This window comes from Sinorhizobium sp. 22678, from assembly GCF_052044265.1.
Lineage (GTDB): Bacteria > Pseudomonadota > Alphaproteobacteria > Rhizobiales > Rhizobiaceae > Sinorhizobium > Sinorhizobium meliloti_A.
Genome location: NZ_JBQEMS010000022.1, coordinates 50,827 through 69,983 on the forward strand (window position 1 = coordinate 50,827; position 19,157 = coordinate 69,983).

Here is a 19,157-nt window from a genome sequence, read left to right on the forward strand (position 1 = left end):
CATCGGATGCCAGTTATCGATGGGAAGCAGGTTGCCGCTTCCGTGATTGACGCTGTGAAGGCCGCGACGGTGACCCTGGAGAACGAGGCCGGCGTCAAGCCCGGTCTCGCCGTCGTCATCGTCGGCGATGATCCGGCAAGCCACGCCTATGTCGGCGCCAAGAGCCGCATGTCGAAGGAATGCGGTTTCAACTCCATCCAGCATACGCTGCCGGAACATACGACGCAGGAAGAGTTGGCCGCGCTCGTGGAGACGCTGAACACCGACGAGACCATCCACGGCATCCTCGTCCAACTGCCGCTGCCCAGGCATTTGAATTCGGATCCGATCATTCAGTCGATCAAGCCGGAAAAGGATGTCGACGGCCTGCATGTCGTCAATGCCGGCAAGGTCGCGACCGGCGATCTCGATGGCGGTCTCGTCTCCTGCACGCCGGCCGGCGCGATGATCCTCGTGCGCCGCACCCATGGCGAGGACCTGTCCGGTCTCAATGCGGTGGTGATCGGCCGCTCCAACCTGTTCGGCAAGCCGATGTCGGCTCTGCTGCTTGCCGCCAATGCGACTGTCACGACCGCTCATTCGCGCACCAAGGACCTCGCCGGCGTCTGCCGCAATGCCGATATCCTGGTTGCCGCCGTCGGTCGCCCGGAAATGGTCAAGGCGGATTGGGTAAAGCCAGCAGCCACCGTCATCGATGTCGGCATCAACCGCATCCCGGCTTCGGAAAAGGGCGAGGGGAAGTCGCGCCTCGTCGGCGACGTCGCCTATGACGAGGTTGCCAAAGTTGCCGGCGTCATCACGCCGGTTCCGGGCGGCGTCGGACCGATGACCATTGCCATGCTGATGGCCAATACGGTCATCGCGGCCTGTCGCAAAGCCGGCCAGACGCCGCCGAAGTTCTGATTGCGTCTCACAGTGGACATGTCTCGTCGCGCAGCGACGATTGTCCTCGGTTCGGGTACGGGAACTGTCGGCAGCGGCAGCGTTTTCCCGGATTAGTCAAGGAGGCCACAGAAAAATCATGGAACGAGTGCTCGCAGCCGAATCGACTTGTGATTGCGGCGTTGCGTGGACTTTTCTCTGACGGCTCCGGGTTTGCGATCAATACCCTCCGGCATCCGTCAAACTTTGCGCGAAGCTTCTCCTGAACGAATGTCGATCGTCTCCTGTTTAGCTTGCAGCTCGACGATGCGGAGGCCCCGAGGTTCTGATCGAGCTTGGAAGGCGTGAGCTCGATCCGCGTTTCCTTCGCTTAACAGCGTCGGCATCCCGAATTGATCATTTCGCGGCTCAATGGCCGGCCTGCCGGTTTCCACTGTCAACGCTTCGACGCACACCTCGCGATGTGCCCCGCATGACTCGGGGTCAGAGTGATTCGCCACTTCTTCTCCGTATTGAACCTTCATCAACTATCTTTCATCGGCTTTGCAGCCGCACTAAGCGCTCATTTCCATGCGCCTTTTCTCGTTGATGCCTCTGCCGCATGAAGTGTCCATTAAAAATAGGTGGACACCAAATATGAGTGACGAAGAGCAGAAACTGCGTGTGCGGCATGTGGGGCGCGATGGTCGACGCCGCTACGATCCAGGATCAAAGGCGCGGCTTGTTGCGGCCTGCCTTGAACCTGGTGTGTCGATATCCGGCCTTGCGCTTACGCATGGGATCAATGCCAACCTACTGCGCAAGTGTGTCAAGGAGGCCAGGGAGTCTGGCTCCCTGGCGGTATCTCCACGCTCGGCGTTTATCCCGGTCGTGGCAGTAGACGGCAGCCTGCCTGTCGGGACCTGCTCGCTGGATATGTCGGTCACGTGTGATGAAGAACAACGAGCATCACTGGAGAAGACGGGCCATCCGTCAGGTTTATCCGAAATCAGCGCATTGCTGCCAAACGGCGTGAAGCTTTCGCTGGAATGCAGAGATGTGGATGGGTTGACGGCTGTCATTGGAGCATTGGGCCATGTTCAGACTGGGCGCTGATCTCAAGGTCTACCTGCACCGCGAACCGATCGACTTCCGCGCCGGCATCAACAGCCTTGCGGTCCTAGTGCAGGAGACGATGGAGCTCGACCCGTTTGCGCCTGCGGTCTTTGCCTTTTGCAATCGCCGCCGTGACCGGCTGAAGCTCCTGTTCTTCGATCGGTCCGGGCTTGTGATGGTCCTGAAGCGATTGACCGAAGATCGGTTCAGATGGCCATGCCGGGAGACGGCGGTGGTGACGCTTTCGACTGAGCAGCTTCACTGAATTCTCGACGGCATCGATATCGACGCCATGGTGCGCAACCCTGTGCGGCAATATCAGATCGCCGGCTGACGACTCTGAACTTCTGCGGTTGACGCGGTGGTGCGGTTCAGATTCAAGAATCCGATGAATCGAACCGGCGAACCAAGCGTTGCAGAACTGATGGCGCAGTTGGCGGCAAATGCTGCCGAAATCGCCGCGCTGAAAGCTGAGGAAGAAGCGCTCAGCGCCCGCGTGGTCAAGCTCGAGGAAGAGTTGGAGCTGGCGCGGCTGCATCGTTTTGCGCCGAAGAGCGAAAAGCATGTTCTTCGATGAAGCCGAGCAGGTTGCCGATGAAGACGACGCCAGCGGAGAAGATGGCGAGGTCTCGACCTGCCGGAAACCGGTTTTGCGACGATCGAGAAACCGGAGGGCAAGAAGCGTGGCCGCAAGCCCCTGCCGGAACACCTGCCGCGCGAGCGTGTCGAGTATGACCTTGCCGACGACCAGAAGGCCTGCCCTTGCTGCCGTCATCAGATGCATCGCATGGGTGAGGCCGTCACCGAGCAGCTCCATATCGAGGTGAAGGCCAAGGTCCTGCAAAATGTGCGGTTCAAGTACGCCTGCCGCCATTGCGACCGGACCGGCATCAACACGCCTGTCGTTCTCGCGCCAATGCCCGCGCAGCCCTTGCCGGGCAGCATCGCCACGGCCTCGACGCTGGCATTTGCACTGGTCCACAAATATGTCGATGGCACACCGCCCTACCGTCTGGCGCAGGCCTTCGAGCGCGCCGGCGTTCCTGTCAGCCGTGGTGCTCTGGGTCACTGGGTGATCGGCTCGAGCGAGAGGCATCTCTCTCGCATCTATGACGCGCTGAAACGGCGGCTCAGATCGCAACCGCTGATCCATGGTGACGAGACGACGGTCCAGGTGCTGAAGGAAAAGGACAGGGAGGCCACCAGCACATCCTTCATGTGTTGGGGTGGACGGCCCCGAACGGCATCGAAATGTGCCAGAGTGAGGTTGTTAAGATCTCAAACGAAGGGAGCCGCCCATGGACAAGACTAAACGCAACTATTTTAGAAGTTGTAGCGGTTCGGCTCGGCGGCCAATCCCCTCTATCCGTCGGCACCTTCGCGTTTTCAGCCTTCGACCACTTGGCATTGAGGCGCATCTGCTCCTTCCTTACTCTTCAGAACGATCGTAGTGTCCCAGGGATCGCGCAGCGAAAGAGTGCTCTCGTTCCATTCGACGTAGATTCCTGAGGCTTCTGCCCGCTCGGCGATCCGTGGGAGTTCTTGTTTGTGCCGCACAATGATCTCGAAGGTTTCCAGACCTGTCATTTTCTGACGATGCCCTGCAAAGGATTGCCCGCCCCAGTTGTTGCAGGCAACTTGATGGTGGTAGCCACCCCGCGCGAAGAAGGATGCTCCCTGGAGTTGCAATGACACTTCAAAGCCAAGAACCTTGCCGAAAAAATGCTCGGCTTTGCCTGTTTGATCCACCCGAAGATGGACATGGCCGATAACGCTGCCCGAAGGCAGCCCCTGCCAGGAAGTCAGATTGGCTGCAGCCAATAGATCATTGATGTCGAGAGGAGTACTGGTCGTCAGGATCGTGCCATCCTGCGCCTGCCAATGCGCCATCGGGCGGTCAGCATAAATTTCAATGCCATTGCCCTCCGGGTCGGCAAGATAGATCGCCTCGTGCGTGTGGTGGTCCGAGGTGCCCTGCAGCGGCACCCGCTTTTCAATCGCATGAAGAAGCCATCGTGCAAGATCCCTGCTGCTCGGCAGAGCGAAAGCGACATGGTAAAGACGGGCGTTTCGTTGATCATGGGGAGCAAGGCTAGGGTCACCGGAAAGCCTGAGGAGTGCGAAGCCGTCCACGCCTAGGAGGGCTTGGCCCGGTCCGGTCGACAACACTTCAAGCCCGAGTGCCTCCTGATAGAAGGTTGAGACGAGTGGTAGATTTCGCACTTTAAGTGTAACCAGACCTATTTGAATGGGAGCAGTGTTGTGATCGAAGTAGTCGGTGCTGGCCATAGTTGCTACTGTCTCCTTTTTCCCGGGGCCGCCTGCATGGCCCCGCGCTTACGATCGTATTGGCGAGACTTCTGGCGCGGCGCGTGCAGCTTTGGGAAACGACATATAACTGTGAATACCCTTCAAAAAAATGAGTTAAATTTCGAGCATCTAGTTCAAAAAATTGGAATGACATGCACAAAAATAGCTTCACCACTCGGCGAGAGGGATAGTCACCATGGACGCCCTGACGATCGATCAATTCACGGTCTTCGTGACAGTTGTCGAGAAAGGCAGTTTCGCCGCCGCCGCACGACAGTTGTCCCGGGCGCAATCGGCGATCACCTACGCTATACAGAAGCTTGAGGAGCAAAGCGGGCTTGCACTCTTTGACCGGTCAACATACCGCCCAACGTTGACTGAGGCCGGAATTGCTTTGCTCCCCAGAGCTAGGCGCATCCTGCACGACATTGCGGACTGGCGCCAGCATGCCCACGGTATCGCTCAGGGGTTGGAGGCAGAAATCTCGCTCGTCATGTTACCTTACGCGACGGAGGTTCCTGTCGGCCGGATCCTTGGTGCGTTCAACACGCGCTTCCCGCGCGTTTGCGTCCATCTATCGACGGTCTCCTTTTCCGTTGCCATCGAAGCTCTATGCCAAGGTAGCGCCGATATCGGACTACTGACTGAGCATGAACCACTATCGAAGGAGTTGCAGCGGCATCAATGCGGATGGGTCGACCTTATTGCGGTTGCAGCACCCGGCCATCCACTAGGCAAGATCAGAGGAAAGTTGAATGCGGCGATGTTGCTTGACTGCACACAACTGGTATTGGGCACCGCGCTTGGAACGGATAAGGGGCGCGACTACGGGGTTCACGCGGTCAATCACTGGCGCGTTAGCGATATTCAAACGAAGCACAGACTGATCTTGGAAGGGGTCGGATGGGGATCTATGCCGAAGTCTGTTGTCGTAGACGATATTGCCGCAGGTCGACTAGTGGAATTGGAACTTGACCGTTGGGAGGGATCCGCCAGAATGCCTGGCTTTCCCCTCGTCATTGCACATCAGAATGGCCGTGCACTCGGACCGGCGGGTCGGTGGCTCATTGAGCAGTTCTCCGCCCAATAGTGCAGCAAACCACTGTTGCGGCCCTGCGCGTTGCCGCGTTTGCACACTTCTCGCTAAGATGAAGCGGTTCAGTGATTCATTCCGTGAGCTCGTTTATAGGTTTCTGAGGGTAGTTCGCCATATCGGCTGCGATATTCGGCTGCCATGCGTCCCATGTGGAGGAACCCCCACCTTAAGCCAACCTCCTTCAGTTCCATGCCGGGTTGACCACCTTTGAGATCCTGATGCATGGCCTCAAGCCTCAGATATCGCAGATAGGCCATCGGCGTCGTCATTTTAAATTGCCGAAAGCCCATCTGAAGGGCCCTCTCACTCACTCCGCTTACGGCGGCAATTTTATCAAGCGTCAAAGGCTCCGCAATGTTGGCGATCATGAACTCGATCGCTCTCTTCACGTGCCGTGGCATGGCCGGTGTGATACGTCCAAGCCACGGTGAAAAGCGATGCGGCAGCGCTTCAAGCATTAGACTGACAAGCGCCTCAGTGAGGTTTTTTCTAGCCACTGGCGCACTCTTAAGGGTACCGCTATCGCAAAGGCCATCCCGCAATGCGATGGCGATGAGCCCCACGTCTCGGCCGGGTCCATCCACAAGATCAATCTGCTGGCGAAAGTCGAGATTTCCGGAAACTGGGATAGACAGCAAGCTGCTTAACCGGCTTCTCAAAAAGGCCTCTTCAATGGTCAAAAAGATATGTCCGCGCGGGCCGGCAAAGTCAGCGCCCTGATTGACCGTACCGTCGAGGATCGCACCTTGGGTTGACGATGTCAGGATTTCGCGGCCACTGGCAATGAAGCGGGTGTGGCCGTAAGTTGGCAGAAAAATCTGATACCGGTTGCTCAAGCCTTCGCGCTTGATCTGGCATGTACCATCGTAGCGGCAGCAGCCGATCACGATTCCATCGGCCTTAACATACTCAAGCCGAAACGAAAAAGAGTCGCTGTCGTTAACTTGTGCCGTTATCCTGACATCATTGGTCGAAAGAGCAGCCGACAGCTTTTCCGGATCGCGTCCTTCAGCAACGATGCAATCGGTTGGGTATGTTCGGATCATCTTCGTGCCTTCATGCTGATCAGGAGGAATAGCCCTCAAGCCGCAGGCATCGATATGCCTGCGTTGGGATTAGCGATACAAGCTTCGCATGGTCAATTTCAACTGCAATAGGCTGCGACGATCGCGCAGCCCCTTCCACCAGAAAGGACCTAAATCGACCGCTTCGCGACCATTGCGAAGCTGAAATCCGCTTTGCGAAACAAAGTATAGGTCCGTCTTGTTGTGAAACGCCTCATTAACCGTCTTCAGCAAATGTCGTCCATGTGATCGAACCAAGACAAAAGACGTCACAAGCTCGCCCAAATGACTTGCCGCGGTTATTGAGAAAGATTTCTAACAGGACACAACTGATACTCGAGATGACTTGATGAGTTCTTGGTTGCGTTGGGCAGTGAAAACAACGCGTTGAATCCGGAATCTATTTTTCAGGCTTTCGATGCTGATGCCAGTCGAAAGGAATTGTGAAACATGCATATCTTCAAAAGAAAGCTCTCGTTTGAACAACAGGTTTCAGACATCATCTTTGAAAAATCCCCGGATGCCTACTTCGTCGTAGAGAACCATAAATTTGTGCACTGCAACAAAGCTGCGGAAACAATCTTGGCCATGCCAAGAGAGCAGATAATTGGCCTGGGACCTGCGGACTTTTCACCAAAAGAACAACCAGACGGTAGGGATCCGATCGCAGCCGTCGCGGAAAACACTGCATTGGCCCTTAAGAACGGATGGACCCGTTTCGAATGGCTCCACCAACGAGCCGACGGTACTCCCTTGCCCGTTGTCATCACGCTTTTTTTCGCAACCATTGAAGATCGCGATTGCGTAATCTCCTTTTGGCAAGATATGCGTGAAGTTGCGGAACTACGCCAGGCTGAAAAGGTGGCGCGTGAAACAGAACAGCGGCAGATTGCGGATCGCCATGCGGCATTTGCCCGCATCGCGAAAGCCTTGCACCGTTTGGCAATTGGCGACCTTTCATGCGCGATCAGCGATCGGATGTCGCCGGAATTCGACGGTCTCCGGAAGGACTTCAATACAACCGTCAAAGAACTTGCATCAATAGTCGAGCGGCTGAGCACCAATTCACAAACTGTTTGGGCAGCGTCCGAAGAGATCCGAAATGGCTCCGATCAAATGTCGTTATCGATCCAAAAGCATGCCGCGCATGTAGAGGAAACCGCCGCAGCACTTGAGGAGGTTGCGACCACCGCCGCGATGGCGGAACGCCGTGCAGCTCAAGCGGGAGAGCTCGTTCGTGATCTGTCAGCGAATGCCAGCCAATCAAGCCACATAGTGGAGAGTGCGATCGCTGCGATGCGCGATATAGAGAACTCCTCCGCGGGGATCAACAATATTCTCGGAGTCATTGATTCCATCGCTTTTCAGACCAATCTGCTTGCGCTGAACGCCGGCGTGGAGGCAGCCAGGGCCGGCGACGCGGGCAAGGGTTTTGCTGTGGTCGCTCAGGAGGTGAGGGAACTGGCACAAAAATCTGCGAGCGCGGCCAAGGAGGTTAAGGGCTTGGTGCTGCGTTCGAGTGGCCATGTGCAAAAAGGCGTCGACTTGGTCCAGGAAACGAAGGGAACCTTGGAGAAGATCGTTGCGAGCTTTCAGGAAATCAACTCGCATGTCGACGCCATCGTCACATCGACACAAGAGCAATCGATTGCTGTCACCAGCATCAAGGATGCGGTCAGCAATATCGACAGGACGACGCAGGAGAATGTAGCAAAGGTAGAGGAAACTGCGGCTGTGGCTCACGACCTTGCCGCGCAGGCCGATATCCTCAATTCGATCGCAGCCCATTTCACGTTGGACAATGCGAGACCGCATATCAGACTGGCTGCAAATTCCTGAGACAGCTCACAAAGACCAGCGAGGGGCCGCTTCTGACCGGGTCGGCCTCACACGACGCGTTTTGCCACTGCCCCGGTGTCTTTCGTGGTCGCGAAGGCGTTTGAGCGTAAGCGATCAGCCGCTTGCGACGTTCCTGATGTAAGCCTCCGGTGAAGCCTTCACCGTGGGCTTATACGGCCCCTCACTGATCAAAACTCATTGGCCCATTCTCTGCGCCCGATAGACATGATGCGCCAGGGCTGGCTTTCGAGCTTTCGCCAGGCATCGCAGCAATGATCGACGATGTCGTCGTATGATTTGAACACGCGGTTTGATAGCCAGTTGTCGCGCATGAAATGCCAGAGGTTTTCGACCGGGTTCAGCTCCGGCGATTTCGGCGGCAAAGGCAGAATGGTGATGTTTTCGGGCACGACGAGATTGTTGGACATGTGCCAGCCTGCCTGATCCATGATGAGGATCGCGTGCGCGTCGTCATCGACGTGACGGGCGATTTCGGCCAGATGCTGGGTCATTGCGTAGGTGTCGCACCATGGCATGACCAGCGCCGCCGCCTTGCCGAGCTTCGGGCAGATTGCGCCGAAGATGTAGGCCGACCTTGTGCGCTGATCGTGCGGTGCTGAAGGCCGTGTTCCACGCTTGGCCCAACGGCGCGTGATCTTGTTCTTCTGCCCGATACGGGCCTCATCCTCGAACCAAATCTCTATGCGTTTTCCTCGGGCCGCTCCAGCGGCAATCTCTGCCACTGCGGCAGGGAACTTTTTTAAAATCCTCAATGGCTTGAGGGTTTTGAGCGTGATGCTTGGGCCGGACAGCCAGCTTGCGATAGCCCATGGTCAGGACTTCACGGCTCAGCGTTTGCTCGCTCACCGAAACACGAAACTCTTCCCAAAGCCATTGCGCCAGATCGCACAGACGCCAGCGAACAACGCCGTCGAGATAGGGTGTTGGCCCACGCTCGATGGCCTGCGCCAAGGCCGCACGCTGCTGATCGTTCAACCGCGACTGCTGACCAGGAGCTTTGCCATTGATCAGGCCTTGGGGGCCGCGCTCGTTGAAGCGCATGACCCAGTCCCGGACAATCTGGAGCGTCACATTGCCGAGGCGGGCGGCATCGGAACGCGAGCCTCCATCGTAGATCAAGGCCAGTGCCAACAAACGTCGTGCCTGAACTGCGTCCTTCGTCTGCCGCGCCAGTCGCTGCAGGTCGGCCCCAGCAAAATCCGCCCGTAACGAAATCCCTGATCGCATCGCAGACCTCCGGTTTGCACCAGAGATTCAGATTCACCGCGCTTTGGGAAGGCCAAAGAGTCGAGGTCAGCGAGGCGGCGTATTACTTCCTGATTGCAGGTCCTTTACTGCAACCGCCGCCGATAATGTAGGCGGTGCATACGAAGTTCCAGGGCATGAGGGCTTCGTTTTCGGATGCTGGCCAGACTTGAGCAATACAGGTCAGGGTCTGGGAGAGACGTCTACAAACCTGTTCTGCCGCCAAACCGGGCGGGGTGAGAATGGAAAGGCGAAACCGAGCGCGTATGGCACTGATCCCCCTTTGAAAATCAGAGCCACCTGAATCTTCAAAATCAACCAATTCGAGTCAGAACCAAATTTGCACGCCGGAGCACATTAAGGCAGGCGGTCCGATGCACTGACATAATCGGGCCACCTCAGAACAACGGGATATCTCGACGTCGAAACAGCGAAAGGTAGCTATTTATCCGCAATTATTTGTCTAGCCGCTATGTCTGCAAGTATGGAAAGAGCCAGTGAGTTTGCCTCTCTTGCTGGCCCAAACATTCCAATCGGTGCCCTGATGCGCTCGAGCTCGGAGTCTTCCACCCCGTCATCTCGCAGTCGTTCCAGACGTTTCTGGTGTGTACGGGCACTCCCTAGAGCACCGATATAAAATGCGCTAGATCTTAAAGCAACGCGGAGGATTGGACGTTCACGCTCGAGATCATGGTGAAGCAAGACAACGGCGGTGAAGTTGTCAAGCAAGCCTTCTAAGTCGCGGCCGGCATCAACAATGGAAACGACATCATAAGAGCATGCTGCTGCAATCCGAGAAAGTGTTTCAGCTTCGATCCCGTTTCCAGACAGGGCGATCCGGCGCGACGGGACGTACTTAACTAGAAAACTTTCTCCGTCCCACCCAGATATGGCCGGCGGATCGGCAACCGTGAGGGTCTGGGAGCCCGGAGAGTAACTGAGTGCTGTCGGAACCCTTTTTGTGAGGCGCTCCAGAGTGCATTGTATCTCGCCCATTCCTCGCAGGAGGTGAATCGCAACTTTGATGCCGCCACCGCACGGTAGTACGATGTCAAAGTAGGGCGAACCTTCGCCAAGCGTTATCATACGGTCCCGACCTTGTGATATAGCCAGCATTGCTTCAAAAGCGACCGCTGCTTCCACACAACCGCCCGATATGTAGCCGCAAAAGCGGCCGTCTGAGGCAACGGCGATCTGGGACCCTAGCGACCGGGCGGAACCACCGCGGATTTCGATAAGCGTTGCTAGAGCAACGTCTCCTTCTCGCAGCCAAGAAGCCGCCAATGAGAGGATTTCGGCTGGATCGTCGGTCATGACTGCTCTAGTCGGTGACGTTAAGGGCAATTCATTCGAAGTCGTGAGCATAACGGTCCCCTACAAAACCAAACAATTTAGGTTCGCGAATCGAGTGTGTGCGACCTGGCGCAGCGTCGAGGAAGTGGCAGCCGCTCCCCTTATCGCTACCGTCTTGCGAGCGAGCGGACGGCGTACTTCTGTTAGCGCCGCAAGTGCTTATCGTGGCAATCTACCGGCGGGAACCGAGAAGCCTGATGAATGACGGGCGCTCTTCTGCATTTATGACTGTTAGTTTCGGTAGTTGCATCCGCGTCAGGCCTGGCAATCGATTGCGCAGTCGGACATGCAGTCTACCACACGCCTATATTCTCGTTCGCTTGATGTCTCGCACGCTCAATGAGGGGACAATACACGTCCCAGCGTCCTGTTGAAACAAAATTAATCACAATAGGAATTGTTAATTCGATAGGACGCGCCGCAGCTTCGTGATGTGGAATTTTCAAGCAGAAAGGTGGGTGATCTACCAAAACGGTGATAACGAGCCACACAAATCGATCTTGACGCATCGATATTCGATGCCAGTCGTAGGTGTAGGTGCGCACTCGCGCTTGTGGCGTCGGTAGCAACCGAGGGAGAATCTAAGTGGCGATTAAGGATCGTCGGAAACTGCGTTAAGCGATTATGGGGGGCAAAATTCGGCGATTTCTGTATTTCTGTGAATTCGGATAGGCTAACTGCGTAAGGGTGTTTTTTCTAGTCCCTGCAAGTTCGCCGTCATAAAGTCGATGAAGGTGCGGACCTTTGCTGAAAGGTATTTTCGGCTTGGGTAGACGGCGTGAAGCGTGCTGCTGAAGCCAAGCGCAAATGGAAGCACCGTCTCCAGCCGGCCGGCGACAATATCCTCGTCCACCATCCATTTCGGCAGGAACACCAGACCCATTCCCCGAAGGGCCGCGAGGTACAGGACGGTCTCATTGTCGCTCAGCATCACATTGCGGAACGTGACGTTCTGCCGGCCTTCGGGCCCTTCCAGCGACATGCTCTCGCCCAGGTTGACGCCGCTGTAGCGAAGCATCGCGTGGCCATTGAGTTCGGCGATACTTCGCGGCCGTCCCGTTCGCTTCAGGTAATCAGGCGAGGCCAGCAGGATGAACTCGACATCGGCCAGCGGGCGGGCGACGAGGCCGGGATCCAGCCGATCGCGCGTGGTTGCCCGCAAGGCTAGGTCGAAGCCTTCGTCCACCAGATTGACGATCCGGCCGCTTAGATCCACGTCCAGGCAGACGTCGGGATAACGCCGTTTATATTCTGCCAGCATATCGGCAAAGTAGGCGCTTGCCGTCCATACCGGCGCGCTCAGCTTGAGTGTGCCCCGGGGCGCCACCATGACATTGCCGATGGCCGCCTCCACCTCGTCCAACCCTTCGAGCATCTGCCTGGTCTGATTGAAGTAGAGCCGTCCAGTTTCCGTCAGGCTGACACGGCGGCTAGTTCGGTTGAGCAGGCGCGTCCCCAGCCGGCTTTCGAGCTGTATCACATGTTTGCTCGCCATAGCCGGCGAGATGCCGAGGCGAGTGGCGGAAGAAGTAAAGCTTTTCAGTTCCGCAACGGTGCAGAACACCCGCAGGCTCGTCAACGTATCCATCGATCATCAACATCCAGGAAATAGTTCTTCAATAAATGTCACATTGATCAACGACTGAGAAAAAATCAAACTCTTCCTCAACAGGCGTCGTCGGAGGCTCGCTTTTCCAACGGCGCCACGAGCCGCGGCATTCACGGTATGTTGTGAAGGATAATCCGGTGACCGATTCTCGACTCCCGACTTATTTCATCAGCCATGGCGGCGGTCCCTGGCCATACATGACAGGCGAGCTCCGCCGTATGTTCGACGTGCTGGAGAAGTCGCTAATCGACATGCGCGCCGAACTCGGCGACAAGCCGAAGGCGATCCTGGTAGTTTCGGGCCACTGGGAGGAAAAGGGCTTTGCCATTCCTCGGGCGTGGAGCCCGGCATGGTCTACGACTACCACGGCTTTCCGGAGCTCCTCTATCACATCACCTACAAAGCCCCGGGCTCGCCGGACCTCGCCAATCGCGTACAGCGGTTGCTGCGCGCAAGGGCTATCGAAGCGGCGCTTGATCCGACGCGCGGCTACGATCACGGCACCTTCAGCATCATGAAGCCACTCTATCCGGACGAGGATGTTCCGGTGGTCCAGCTTTCGCTGGATGCGGGCTACGATCCGGCACTGCACATCAATGTCGGCCGGGCGCTCGCTCCCCTTCGTGATGAAGGCGTCCTGATTATCGGTAGCGGTCTCAGCTATCACAACCTGTCGGCCATGCGCGGCACCTGGGGATACGAACCGTCCCGCCGTTTCGACGCCTGGCTCCAGGAGACGCTGGTCAATTCGCCATCCGACAAGCGCACCGAGCGGCTGATCGAATGGGAGTTGGCGCCCGCTGCCCGCGCGGCTCATCCGCGCGAGGACCACCTCATCCCGCTGATGGTGGTGGTCGGCGCCGCCGAGGACGAACCGGGCGCCACCACCTATCACCAGAAAGACTTCGGAGGCGGGCTCACCGCATCGAGCTTCCGCTTCGGACACGCCCCCTCAGCCCCGCAATCAAATGGAGACGCGCAATGACCAGCGAAACCTTCAAACCGGTCATCTACCTCAAGGAAAACTGCCCCTTCTGCCTCAAGGTCCGCCTGTTCCTTCTGGAAACGGGACTGGCCTCGGAAGTCGAAAGCCGCAATTTCGTGCCCGGCACGGAGCAGGAGGAAACGATCCGGGCGGAGCTTCAATCGCATCTCGACAAGGTGAGCTTTCCCGCCGCCCAGCTTGAGCCCGGCCGCTACATCGCAGAATCCGACGACATCATTGAATTTTTTGCCGCCAAGACGGGCCGCGATCCGGCCGGCATGACGGTCTACCGGAACTACGTCGATGGCGTGTTCGCAATTTCGATGAGGCTCTGGAAGGAAAACATGGAGCTCAAGAAGGCGGCTTCCGCCGCCTAATCGCTGACGAAAACTTCTTTGGAGAACCTCAATGACCAATATCAGCAAATGGGCGCCTTACGCCCTCACGGCCCTGCGCATCATGGCGGCCCTTCTGTTCCTCGAGCACGCAACGATGAAGTTGCTTCAGTTTCCGGGTCCTGTACAGGGCGTATCCTATCCGCTTCCGACCATCATGATCATCGCCGGTGTCATCGAGGTGATCACCTCGATCCTGATGATCGTCGGCTATCAGACCCGCATCGCGGCATTCATTGCTTCGGGCACAATGGCCATCGCCTACTTCATGGTCCACACGCCCTATGGCTTCTGGCCGTCCCTGAATATGGGCGAGCCGGCGATCCTGTACTGTTTTATCTTCCTCTTCATCGCCGCGAATGGCGGTGGCGCGTGGACGCTCGACAGCGCTCGTCGTTCCGCCATGGCCTGAGACGGCCGCCATCCGGAAACGCAGGGGCTTGGCTGCCGTCGGGCGGCGGGCCCCTCGCGCACACGAAACGATAGATGGAGCCACAAATGAAAGCCGCACTTCTCAAATCCTACGGTGATGTCGATCAGTTCGAAATCGGGGATATTCCGACACCGGCCCCCGGACCCGGCGAAGTCCTGATCAAGATCGAGGCATCCGCCGTCAATCCGTTCGACCTTATTCTCCGCCAGGGCTACATGGCCCAATTCATTCCGCTTCAACTGCCGGCAGTGCTCGGCGGCGACGCCGCCGGCACCATCGCCGAACTTGGCGAAGGCGTGACCGGCTTCGTGGTCGGAGAGCGGGTTGTCGCCGACTTCGCGGCAAACGGCAAAGGGGCGCATGCAGAATTCGGAGTGGTTCCGGCCACATCCATGGCGAAACTGCCGGCAGGCCTGAGTTTCGAGCAGGGTGCCTCGTTGGTGAAGGCAGGCCTTACCGGCCGGCAATCCGTCGAGGCGATCGACGTTAAGGCTGGAGACCGGGTCCTCGTTTCAGGCGGCCTTGGCACGGTCGGACGTTCCGCCATCCAATATCTCCAGGAGATCGGCGCAATGCCGGTTGCCGGCGTCAGGCCAGAACGGCTGCACGAAGGTCAGGAACTGGCTGGCGAGGTGCTCGATATCACGGTTCCCACCGCACGCCCGAGCTTCGACTATGCGATCAGCACCGCTGGCCCGGTGGCCGACCACCTCATCGGCAATGTTCGCGACGGCGGCAAGGTTGCGAGCATCGTTCCAGTACCCGAAGGCGCCAATGCCGGCAACCGGGTTACGATCTTTGAAATTTACCACCGCACCGACGCGGCCATGCTCGACACAGTGCTGGTCGCCGCCGTCAGCGGATCGCTGGTGATCCCGATTTCCAAGACCCTGACCTTGGATCAGATCGGTGCGGCCCATAACGCGGTGGCGGCAGGGGCTCGCGGAAAAGTCGTTCTCAGACACTGAGAAAGACCGACGCGGCTCCGCCTTGAATGCTCCCTCGATCCGCCAATTCTGGGCGGGTCGTTGGCGGGGGTGCCAGATCAACCTCTCGAAATGGGCCAGCCAGCCTATGCGGAGTGGCTACGCACCCGCGTCAGTCCTCGATTGTAGCCTACGCCAATCAACTTAGCTGGCCGGCGCCCGTAACCCCGCAGAGAGGAAGGCGACGAGGTTCTCGAGCATAGCCTCCTTACTGAGCGATGAGACCTTTCCTTCTGTCAGGTCGCCGATACGGCCTAGGTCGTTCAGCATGAACATGTAGGTGCCTACTAGGAACGCCATGCGTACGCTCAAAAGATCACGCGGTATGCCAGGCATCGCGGTTTGGAGAGCGTCAATGTATCGTCGAACAGAGGCGTCATAAACCTCACGGCGTAGGCGGAGAGCGTGCTCCTCTTGCTCGGCATGCAGACGGGCTTGCAGGCGTACAAAAGAAGCGCCGTTCTCGTTGCTGTACTTCATGTCCCACTGGGGCTGCAGATAGGCCTTTACGATTGCCTCGACAGCTGGGCGCTCAGCCTCTTCCAGCAATTTGTCGAGCAGAACATGTCGGGTACCCGACAATATACCCCCGCGCCGCCGGAAAACTTCATCGAAAAGCGATTCCTTGTCTCCAAAATAATAGCGGATAAGCGCTTGATTTACCCCAGCATTCGCCGCTATTTCGCGCGTCTTCGCCCCAGAGTATCCCCGCTCCGCAAAAACAATCTCGGCGTGGTCCAGGATAGTCTCTTTAAGGTCACCATCATGCGAGGGGCGGCCAGGCCGGCGGCGCTGGTGGGGTTGTTTGCGCATGCACATTCCGTGTTTTTAAAAGCCTGATTCCGTTTCATGGAAACACACATGACCACAGGCTTACGCACTTAATTTAGGCGAGTGTGGAATTATCCGGAATCGTTAATCCCGTCAATGTAGGGCCAAATGTCGAATTTTCGATGCCTATCTTCTTCACCATTCTATTCGTATCCGTCGCGCGTTTAGAGAGGAACCAAATGTATTTACTATTGTGAATAATTTTGGCAAACTGCCACAAAAGACGATCTGCGACAAACGGGACCACACTCCGGAGGTGAAAAAATGAAAGTCGATTTTACTGTTAATGGCAGCGCGCGTTCGGTCGATGTCGATCCGGCTACGCCACTGCTTTGGGTCGTTCGCGACTACCTCAAGCTTAAGGGCACGAAGTTCGGCTGCGGCGTCGGCGAGTGCGGTGCATGCACCGTTCATCTCAACGGCGAGGCCGTAAGAAGCTGCATAACTACCGTCGAAAGTGTTGCGGGGGGATCGGTGACTTCGATCGAAGGATTGAGCGCTGATCATTCCCATCCGGTTCAACAGGCATGGATCAAGCATGCCGTGCCGCAATGCGGCTATTGCCAGTCCGGCATGATCATGGCCGTATCCGATATTTTGGCCAAGAACCCCTCGCCGACAGACGAGGACATCGATAGGGAGCTCACCAATATCTGTCGGTGTGGCACTTATCCTCGCATCCGCGCGGCCATTCATGCCGCTGCAGCTATGCTGAAAGGAGCAGCTCAATGAGCGTCTCTGTCAATCGTCGCGCATTTCTACTTGGCACGGGAGCACTTGCAGGGGCGGTGCTCTTCCCGATTACCCGCTCAGGCGCGCAGTCAAGTACCGCGCCAGCAACCGAAGGGGTGGAAATACTATCCTGGATCGTCATCAACCCGGACAACACAGTGACCTACACGGTTCCGCAAACCGAAGTAGGGCAAGGCGTAACGACGACAATTCCGCAGATGCTTGCCGAAGAGTTGGATGCAGACTGGGAAAAGATGTCTGTGGCATTTTACGATCCCGCCATTAGCAAGGCTCGCGGCACGCCCTACGTCTGGACCACGACACTTGGAAGTTTGTCCGCACATTATCTCTTTGCACCCTCGCGGCTCGCGGCAGCGCAAGTGCGGGCCATGCTCCTTGAAGCGGCCGCAGAACGCCTTTCGGTCCCGACGGAAGAGCTGACGACTGGTGGGAATCAAGTGCACCATGGCAAGAGCGGCCGCAGCGTAAATTATGCCGACGTTGCCGCAGCAGCGGTTAAGCTGACCCCTCCGTTAGCTGAGAAGGTCGTATACAAATCGGTTGCCGATCGACGCTTCATTGGCAAGCCGATATCCCCCTTAAGTACTGTGCCTGCAACACGCGGAGAGATTGTTTACGGCATTGATATTGATTTGCCAGGTATGCGCTACGCCGCCGTGCAGCAATCCCCTGTCTTTGGCGGTAAGTTGGTGCGGGTCGACGACGAGGCACTGAAGGACTTGCCTGGTAATCCTCAGATCGTCCAAATTAAAGGCGGATTTGTCGGCTACAATTCGCCTGTACCGGATGGAGAGGACCCCGATCTCTGGGCGGCGGCGGTAAATATTGATGATACGGTCGCCGTTGTCGCTGATAGCTGGTGGGAAGCCAAATCCGCGCTGGAGTCATTGGAGATTGAGTGGGATGGCGGATCCCATGCTGGTTTGACGTCAGATAAGTTGAAGACAGCGCTTTCCACGCAGGCAAGTGGTGAGTTGCCTGTCTTGGTTGAGACGGGTGACGTCGGCAAAAGGATCAAAGAAGCTAAGCTATCACTGAAAGCTGAATATGTTTTTCCTTTCATGGATCCCGCGCCCTTAGAGCCGCTTAACTGCACAGTACTAATTGAGAAATCCAAAGCGACCGTGTGGGCCGGGAGCCAATATGCCGACGATGCGCATCGAATTGCGACTGAACTGACGGGCTTGGCGCCGGAGAACGTAAAGTTCAACCTGATGCAGTGCGGCGGCGGTTTTGGCCGACGTGTCCAGAACGACTTCGTTTATCAGGCAGTTCAGATCGGCAAAGCAATGTCAGGAACGCCGGTGAAAGTGCTTTGGAGTCGAGAGGAATGCATCAAGCACAGCACTTATACACCGCTTACAGTCGTGAAATTCGCAGGTGCGCTCGACGAAGATGGAAACATCGACACCTGGTCGTGCCGGATCGCTAGCGCACAGGCGGCGTTACAGTCCTATGGTGGAACGCATTTTCCGTTCTTCTTCCCTAACATGCATATTGCCTACCAACGCGACAAGACTACACCCATTCCGTTCGGATGGATGAGGGGGGTGGGGTTGACGCAGCACTTGTGGATGAACTTCGGCTTTCTCAACGAACTGGCGGTATTGGCACATAAGGACTCCGTTGATTTGTATAGGGCGTTGCTCGACCCATCCCTCATCCCGAAGGACCTTGAGCAGTACGACATCGCAGTCGCACGCTCAAAGACTCTGCGTCGGGTCCTCGATGCGGCTGCCGAGAAAGCTGGCTGGGGTGGGCGCGCAAAGAATGGCTCGGGCCGAGGCATAGCGGTGAGCGACACCGCTTATTACCTTGGCTACGAGTCGTCGTCGAAGGCGGCGGTGGTGGACGTAACGATCAAGGACGCCTCCGTCCGTGTAGATAAGGTCGCGATTACCATCGACGCTGGCACTATCATCAATCCGGATATTGTAAGGCAGCAGCTTGAAGGATGCATCTCGTACGCCTTGACGAACGCCTTCTATAGCGAGATCACCTTGGAGAACGGCCAGGTGCAGCAGAACAATTTTTATGATTACCCGATCCTTCGCATCGCTCAGGTGCCGGAGATCGAAATAAATCTGCTGCCAAGCGAGGGCTCGCCGCAGAGCGTTGGGGAGGATGCCGTTCCAATCACGATTGCCGCCTTGGTTAACGCCATCGCTGACGCTGGCGGACCGAGGATTAGGTCCCTACCGATCAAGGAACTGTCGTTAGTATAGAAACTCGGCGCGCCGACAGTTAAGAGCCGTTGCCC

The 19,157-nt window shown here is 57.0% G+C and carries 16 protein-coding genes and 2 pseudogenes; 12 read left to right on the plus strand and 6 right to left on the minus strand.

Features of this window, described 5'->3' with window-relative positions; all coding sequences use genetic code 11:
* The first annotated feature begins 6 nt into the window (after positions 1-6).
* The 4 genes and pseudogenes from folD to ACTJKL_RS25425 all read left to right on the plus strand — a co-directional run.
* Positions 7-903 carry a bifunctional methylenetetrahydrofolate dehydrogenase/methenyltetrahydrofolate cyclohydrolase FolD gene (gene folD / locus ACTJKL_RS25410; protein ID WP_243016893.1) on the plus strand — a complete coding sequence of 299 codons (897 nt, stop codon included), beginning with the start codon at positions 7-9 and terminating at the stop codon, positions 901-903.
* A 615-nt stretch (positions 904-1,518) separates the two neighbouring features.
* Entirely contained in the window at positions 1,519-1,977 is a 459-nt protein-coding gene (gene tnpA, locus ACTJKL_RS25415; RefSeq protein ID WP_243016892.1) for an IS66-like element accessory protein TnpA, read from the plus strand.
* A complete protein-coding gene (tnpB, locus tag ACTJKL_RS25420) occupies positions 1,958-2,242 on the plus strand; it encodes an IS66 family insertion sequence element accessory protein TnpB (RefSeq protein ID WP_440854100.1) in 285 nt (94 codons plus the stop codon). The genes tnpA and tnpB overlap by 20 nt, the downstream gene beginning before the upstream one ends.
* A 123-nt stretch (positions 2,243-2,365) precedes the next feature.
* Positions 2,366-3,211: pseudogene (locus ACTJKL_RS25425) on the plus strand (transposase); the annotation flags it as partial.
* 152 nt (positions 3,212-3,363) lie between these two features.
* On the opposite strand, the gene ACTJKL_RS25430 reads toward ACTJKL_RS25425, so the two are convergent.
* Positions 3,364-4,266, minus strand: a complete 903-nt coding sequence (locus ACTJKL_RS25430; protein WP_427142560.1) for a VOC family protein — start codon at positions 4,264-4,266, stop codon at positions 3,364-3,366.
* Positions 4,267-4,483: 217 nt separating this feature from the next.
* On the opposite strand from ACTJKL_RS25430, the gene ACTJKL_RS25435 reads away from it, so the two are divergent.
* Positions 4,484-5,377, plus strand: coding sequence for a LysR family transcriptional regulator (locus tag ACTJKL_RS25435; protein WP_440854101.1), 894 nt, complete (start codon positions 4,484-4,486; stop codon positions 5,375-5,377).
* Between the two features lie 68 nt (positions 5,378-5,445).
* Here ACTJKL_RS25435 and ACTJKL_RS25440 read toward each other — a convergent pair whose 3' ends face one another.
* Positions 5,446-6,429 (minus strand): AraC family transcriptional regulator, encoded by a 984-nt coding sequence (locus tag ACTJKL_RS25440; protein WP_243016888.1) that lies wholly within the window; start codon positions 6,427-6,429, stop codon positions 5,446-5,448.
* Between the two features lie 468 nt (positions 6,430-6,897).
* Here ACTJKL_RS25440 and ACTJKL_RS25445 point away from each other — a divergent pair, with 468 nt between their 5' ends.
* Positions 6,898-8,286 carry a methyl-accepting chemotaxis protein gene (locus tag ACTJKL_RS25445; RefSeq protein WP_440854102.1) on the plus strand — a complete coding sequence of 463 codons (1,389 nt, stop codon included), beginning with the start codon at positions 6,898-6,900 and terminating at the stop codon, positions 8,284-8,286.
* A gap of 188 nt (positions 8,287-8,474) precedes the next feature.
* On the opposite strand, the gene ACTJKL_RS25450 is transcribed toward ACTJKL_RS25445, so the two are convergent.
* The 3 genes from ACTJKL_RS25450 to ACTJKL_RS25460 all read right to left on the minus strand — a co-directional run bounded on the left by ACTJKL_RS25450 (position 8,475) and on the right by ACTJKL_RS25460 (position 12,493).
* A protein-coding gene (locus ACTJKL_RS25450) for an IS630 family transposase (RefSeq protein ID WP_440854103.1) occupies positions 8,475-9,534 on the minus strand; the annotation gives its coding sequence in 2 pieces (ribosomal slippage) (positions 8,475-9,042 and positions 9,041-9,534; 1,062 coding nt in all).
* A gap of 459 nt (positions 9,535-9,993) precedes the next feature.
* Positions 9,994-10,866 (minus strand): XdhC family protein, encoded by an 873-nt coding sequence (locus ACTJKL_RS25455; protein WP_243016886.1) that lies wholly within the window; start codon positions 10,864-10,866, stop codon positions 9,994-9,996.
* 712 nt (positions 10,867-11,578) lie between these two features.
* The gene (locus ACTJKL_RS25460) at positions 11,579-12,493 is read right to left on the minus strand and encodes a LysR family transcriptional regulator (RefSeq protein WP_035209847.1); all 915 of its coding nucleotides are present in this window, start codon (positions 12,491-12,493) and stop codon (positions 11,579-11,581) included.
* A gap of 158 nt (positions 12,494-12,651) precedes the next feature.
* On the opposite strand from ACTJKL_RS25460, the pseudogene ACTJKL_RS25465 reads away from it, so the two are divergent.
* From ACTJKL_RS25465 to ACTJKL_RS25480, 4 genes and pseudogenes are all read left to right on the plus strand, one after another.
* A pseudogene (locus ACTJKL_RS25465) lies at positions 12,652-13,499 on the plus strand (DODA-type extradiol aromatic ring-opening family dioxygenase).
* Entirely contained in the window at positions 13,496-13,876 is a 381-nt protein-coding gene (locus ACTJKL_RS25470; RefSeq protein WP_024900007.1) for a glutathione S-transferase N-terminal domain-containing protein, read from the plus strand. Before ACTJKL_RS25465 ends, ACTJKL_RS25470 begins: the two are co-directional and overlap by 4 nt.
* Before the next feature lie 31 nt (positions 13,877-13,907).
* Positions 13,908-14,306 (plus strand): DoxX family protein, encoded by a 399-nt coding sequence (locus ACTJKL_RS25475; protein ID WP_024900006.1) that lies wholly within the window; start codon positions 13,908-13,910, stop codon positions 14,304-14,306.
* Positions 14,307-14,392: 86 nt separating this feature from the next.
* The gene (locus ACTJKL_RS25480; RefSeq protein ID WP_440854104.1) at positions 14,393-15,295 is read left to right on the plus strand and encodes an NADP-dependent oxidoreductase; all 903 of its coding nucleotides are present in this window, start codon (positions 14,393-14,395) and stop codon (positions 15,293-15,295) included.
* 162 nt (positions 15,296-15,457) lie between these two features.
* Here ACTJKL_RS25480 and ACTJKL_RS25485 read toward each other — a convergent pair whose 3' ends face one another.
* Positions 15,458-16,126, minus strand: coding sequence for a TetR/AcrR family transcriptional regulator (locus ACTJKL_RS25485; protein ID WP_145926109.1), 669 nt, complete (start codon positions 16,124-16,126; stop codon positions 15,458-15,460).
* Positions 16,127-16,408: 282 nt separating this feature from the next.
* Between ACTJKL_RS25485 and ACTJKL_RS25490 the strand changes: the two genes are divergently transcribed.
* Both ACTJKL_RS25490 and ndhA read left to right on the plus strand, forming a co-directional pair.
* Positions 16,409-16,876, plus strand: a complete 468-nt coding sequence (locus ACTJKL_RS25490; RefSeq protein ID WP_024900002.1) for a (2Fe-2S)-binding protein — start codon at positions 16,409-16,411, stop codon at positions 16,874-16,876.
* A complete protein-coding gene (gene ndhA, locus ACTJKL_RS25495) occupies positions 16,873-19,122 on the plus strand; it encodes a nicotine dehydrogenase subunit alpha NdhA (protein WP_084438676.1) in 2,250 nt (749 codons plus the stop codon). The genes ACTJKL_RS25490 and ndhA overlap by 4 nt, the downstream gene beginning before the upstream one ends.
* Positions 19,123-19,157: the final 35 nt, after the last annotated feature.

Coding starts and splice junctions, on each gene's coding strand:
- folD (WP_243016893.1), top strand. CDS start 7: ATGCCAGTTATCGATGGGAAGCAGGTTGCCGCTTCCGTGATTGACGCT.
- tnpA (WP_243016892.1), top strand. CDS start 1,519: ATGAGTGACGAAGAGCAGAAACTGCGTGTGCGGCATGTGGGGCGCGAT.
- tnpB (WP_440854100.1), top strand. CDS start 1,958: ATGTTCAGACTGGGCGCTGATCTCAAGGTCTACCTGCACCGCGAACCG.
- ACTJKL_RS25430 (WP_427142560.1), bottom strand. CDS start 4,266: ATGGCCAGCACCGACTACTTCGATCACAACACTGCTCCCATTCAAATA.
- ACTJKL_RS25435 (WP_440854101.1), top strand. CDS start 4,484: ATGGACGCCCTGACGATCGATCAATTCACGGTCTTCGTGACAGTTGTC.
- ACTJKL_RS25440 (WP_243016888.1), bottom strand. CDS start 6,429: ATGATCCGAACATACCCAACCGATTGCATCGTTGCTGAAGGACGCGAT.
- ACTJKL_RS25445 (WP_440854102.1), top strand. CDS start 6,898: ATGCATATCTTCAAAAGAAAGCTCTCGTTTGAACAACAGGTTTCAGAC.
- ACTJKL_RS25455 (WP_243016886.1), bottom strand. CDS start 10,866: ATGACCGACGATCCAGCCGAAATCCTCTCATTGGCGGCTTCTTGGCTG.
- ACTJKL_RS25460 (WP_035209847.1), bottom strand. CDS start 12,493: ATGGATACGTTGACGAGCCTGCGGGTGTTCTGCACCGTTGCGGAACTG.
- ACTJKL_RS25470 (WP_024900007.1), top strand. CDS start 13,496: ATGACCAGCGAAACCTTCAAACCGGTCATCTACCTCAAGGAAAACTGC.
- ACTJKL_RS25475 (WP_024900006.1), top strand. CDS start 13,908: ATGACCAATATCAGCAAATGGGCGCCTTACGCCCTCACGGCCCTGCGC.
- ACTJKL_RS25480 (WP_440854104.1), top strand. CDS start 14,393: ATGAAAGCCGCACTTCTCAAATCCTACGGTGATGTCGATCAGTTCGAA.
- ACTJKL_RS25485 (WP_145926109.1), bottom strand. CDS start 16,126: ATGCGCAAACAACCCCACCAGCGCCGCCGGCCTGGCCGCCCCTCGCAT.
- ACTJKL_RS25490 (WP_024900002.1), top strand. CDS start 16,409: ATGAAAGTCGATTTTACTGTTAATGGCAGCGCGCGTTCGGTCGATGTC.
- ndhA (WP_084438676.1), top strand. CDS start 16,873: ATGAGCGTCTCTGTCAATCGTCGCGCATTTCTACTTGGCACGGGAGCA.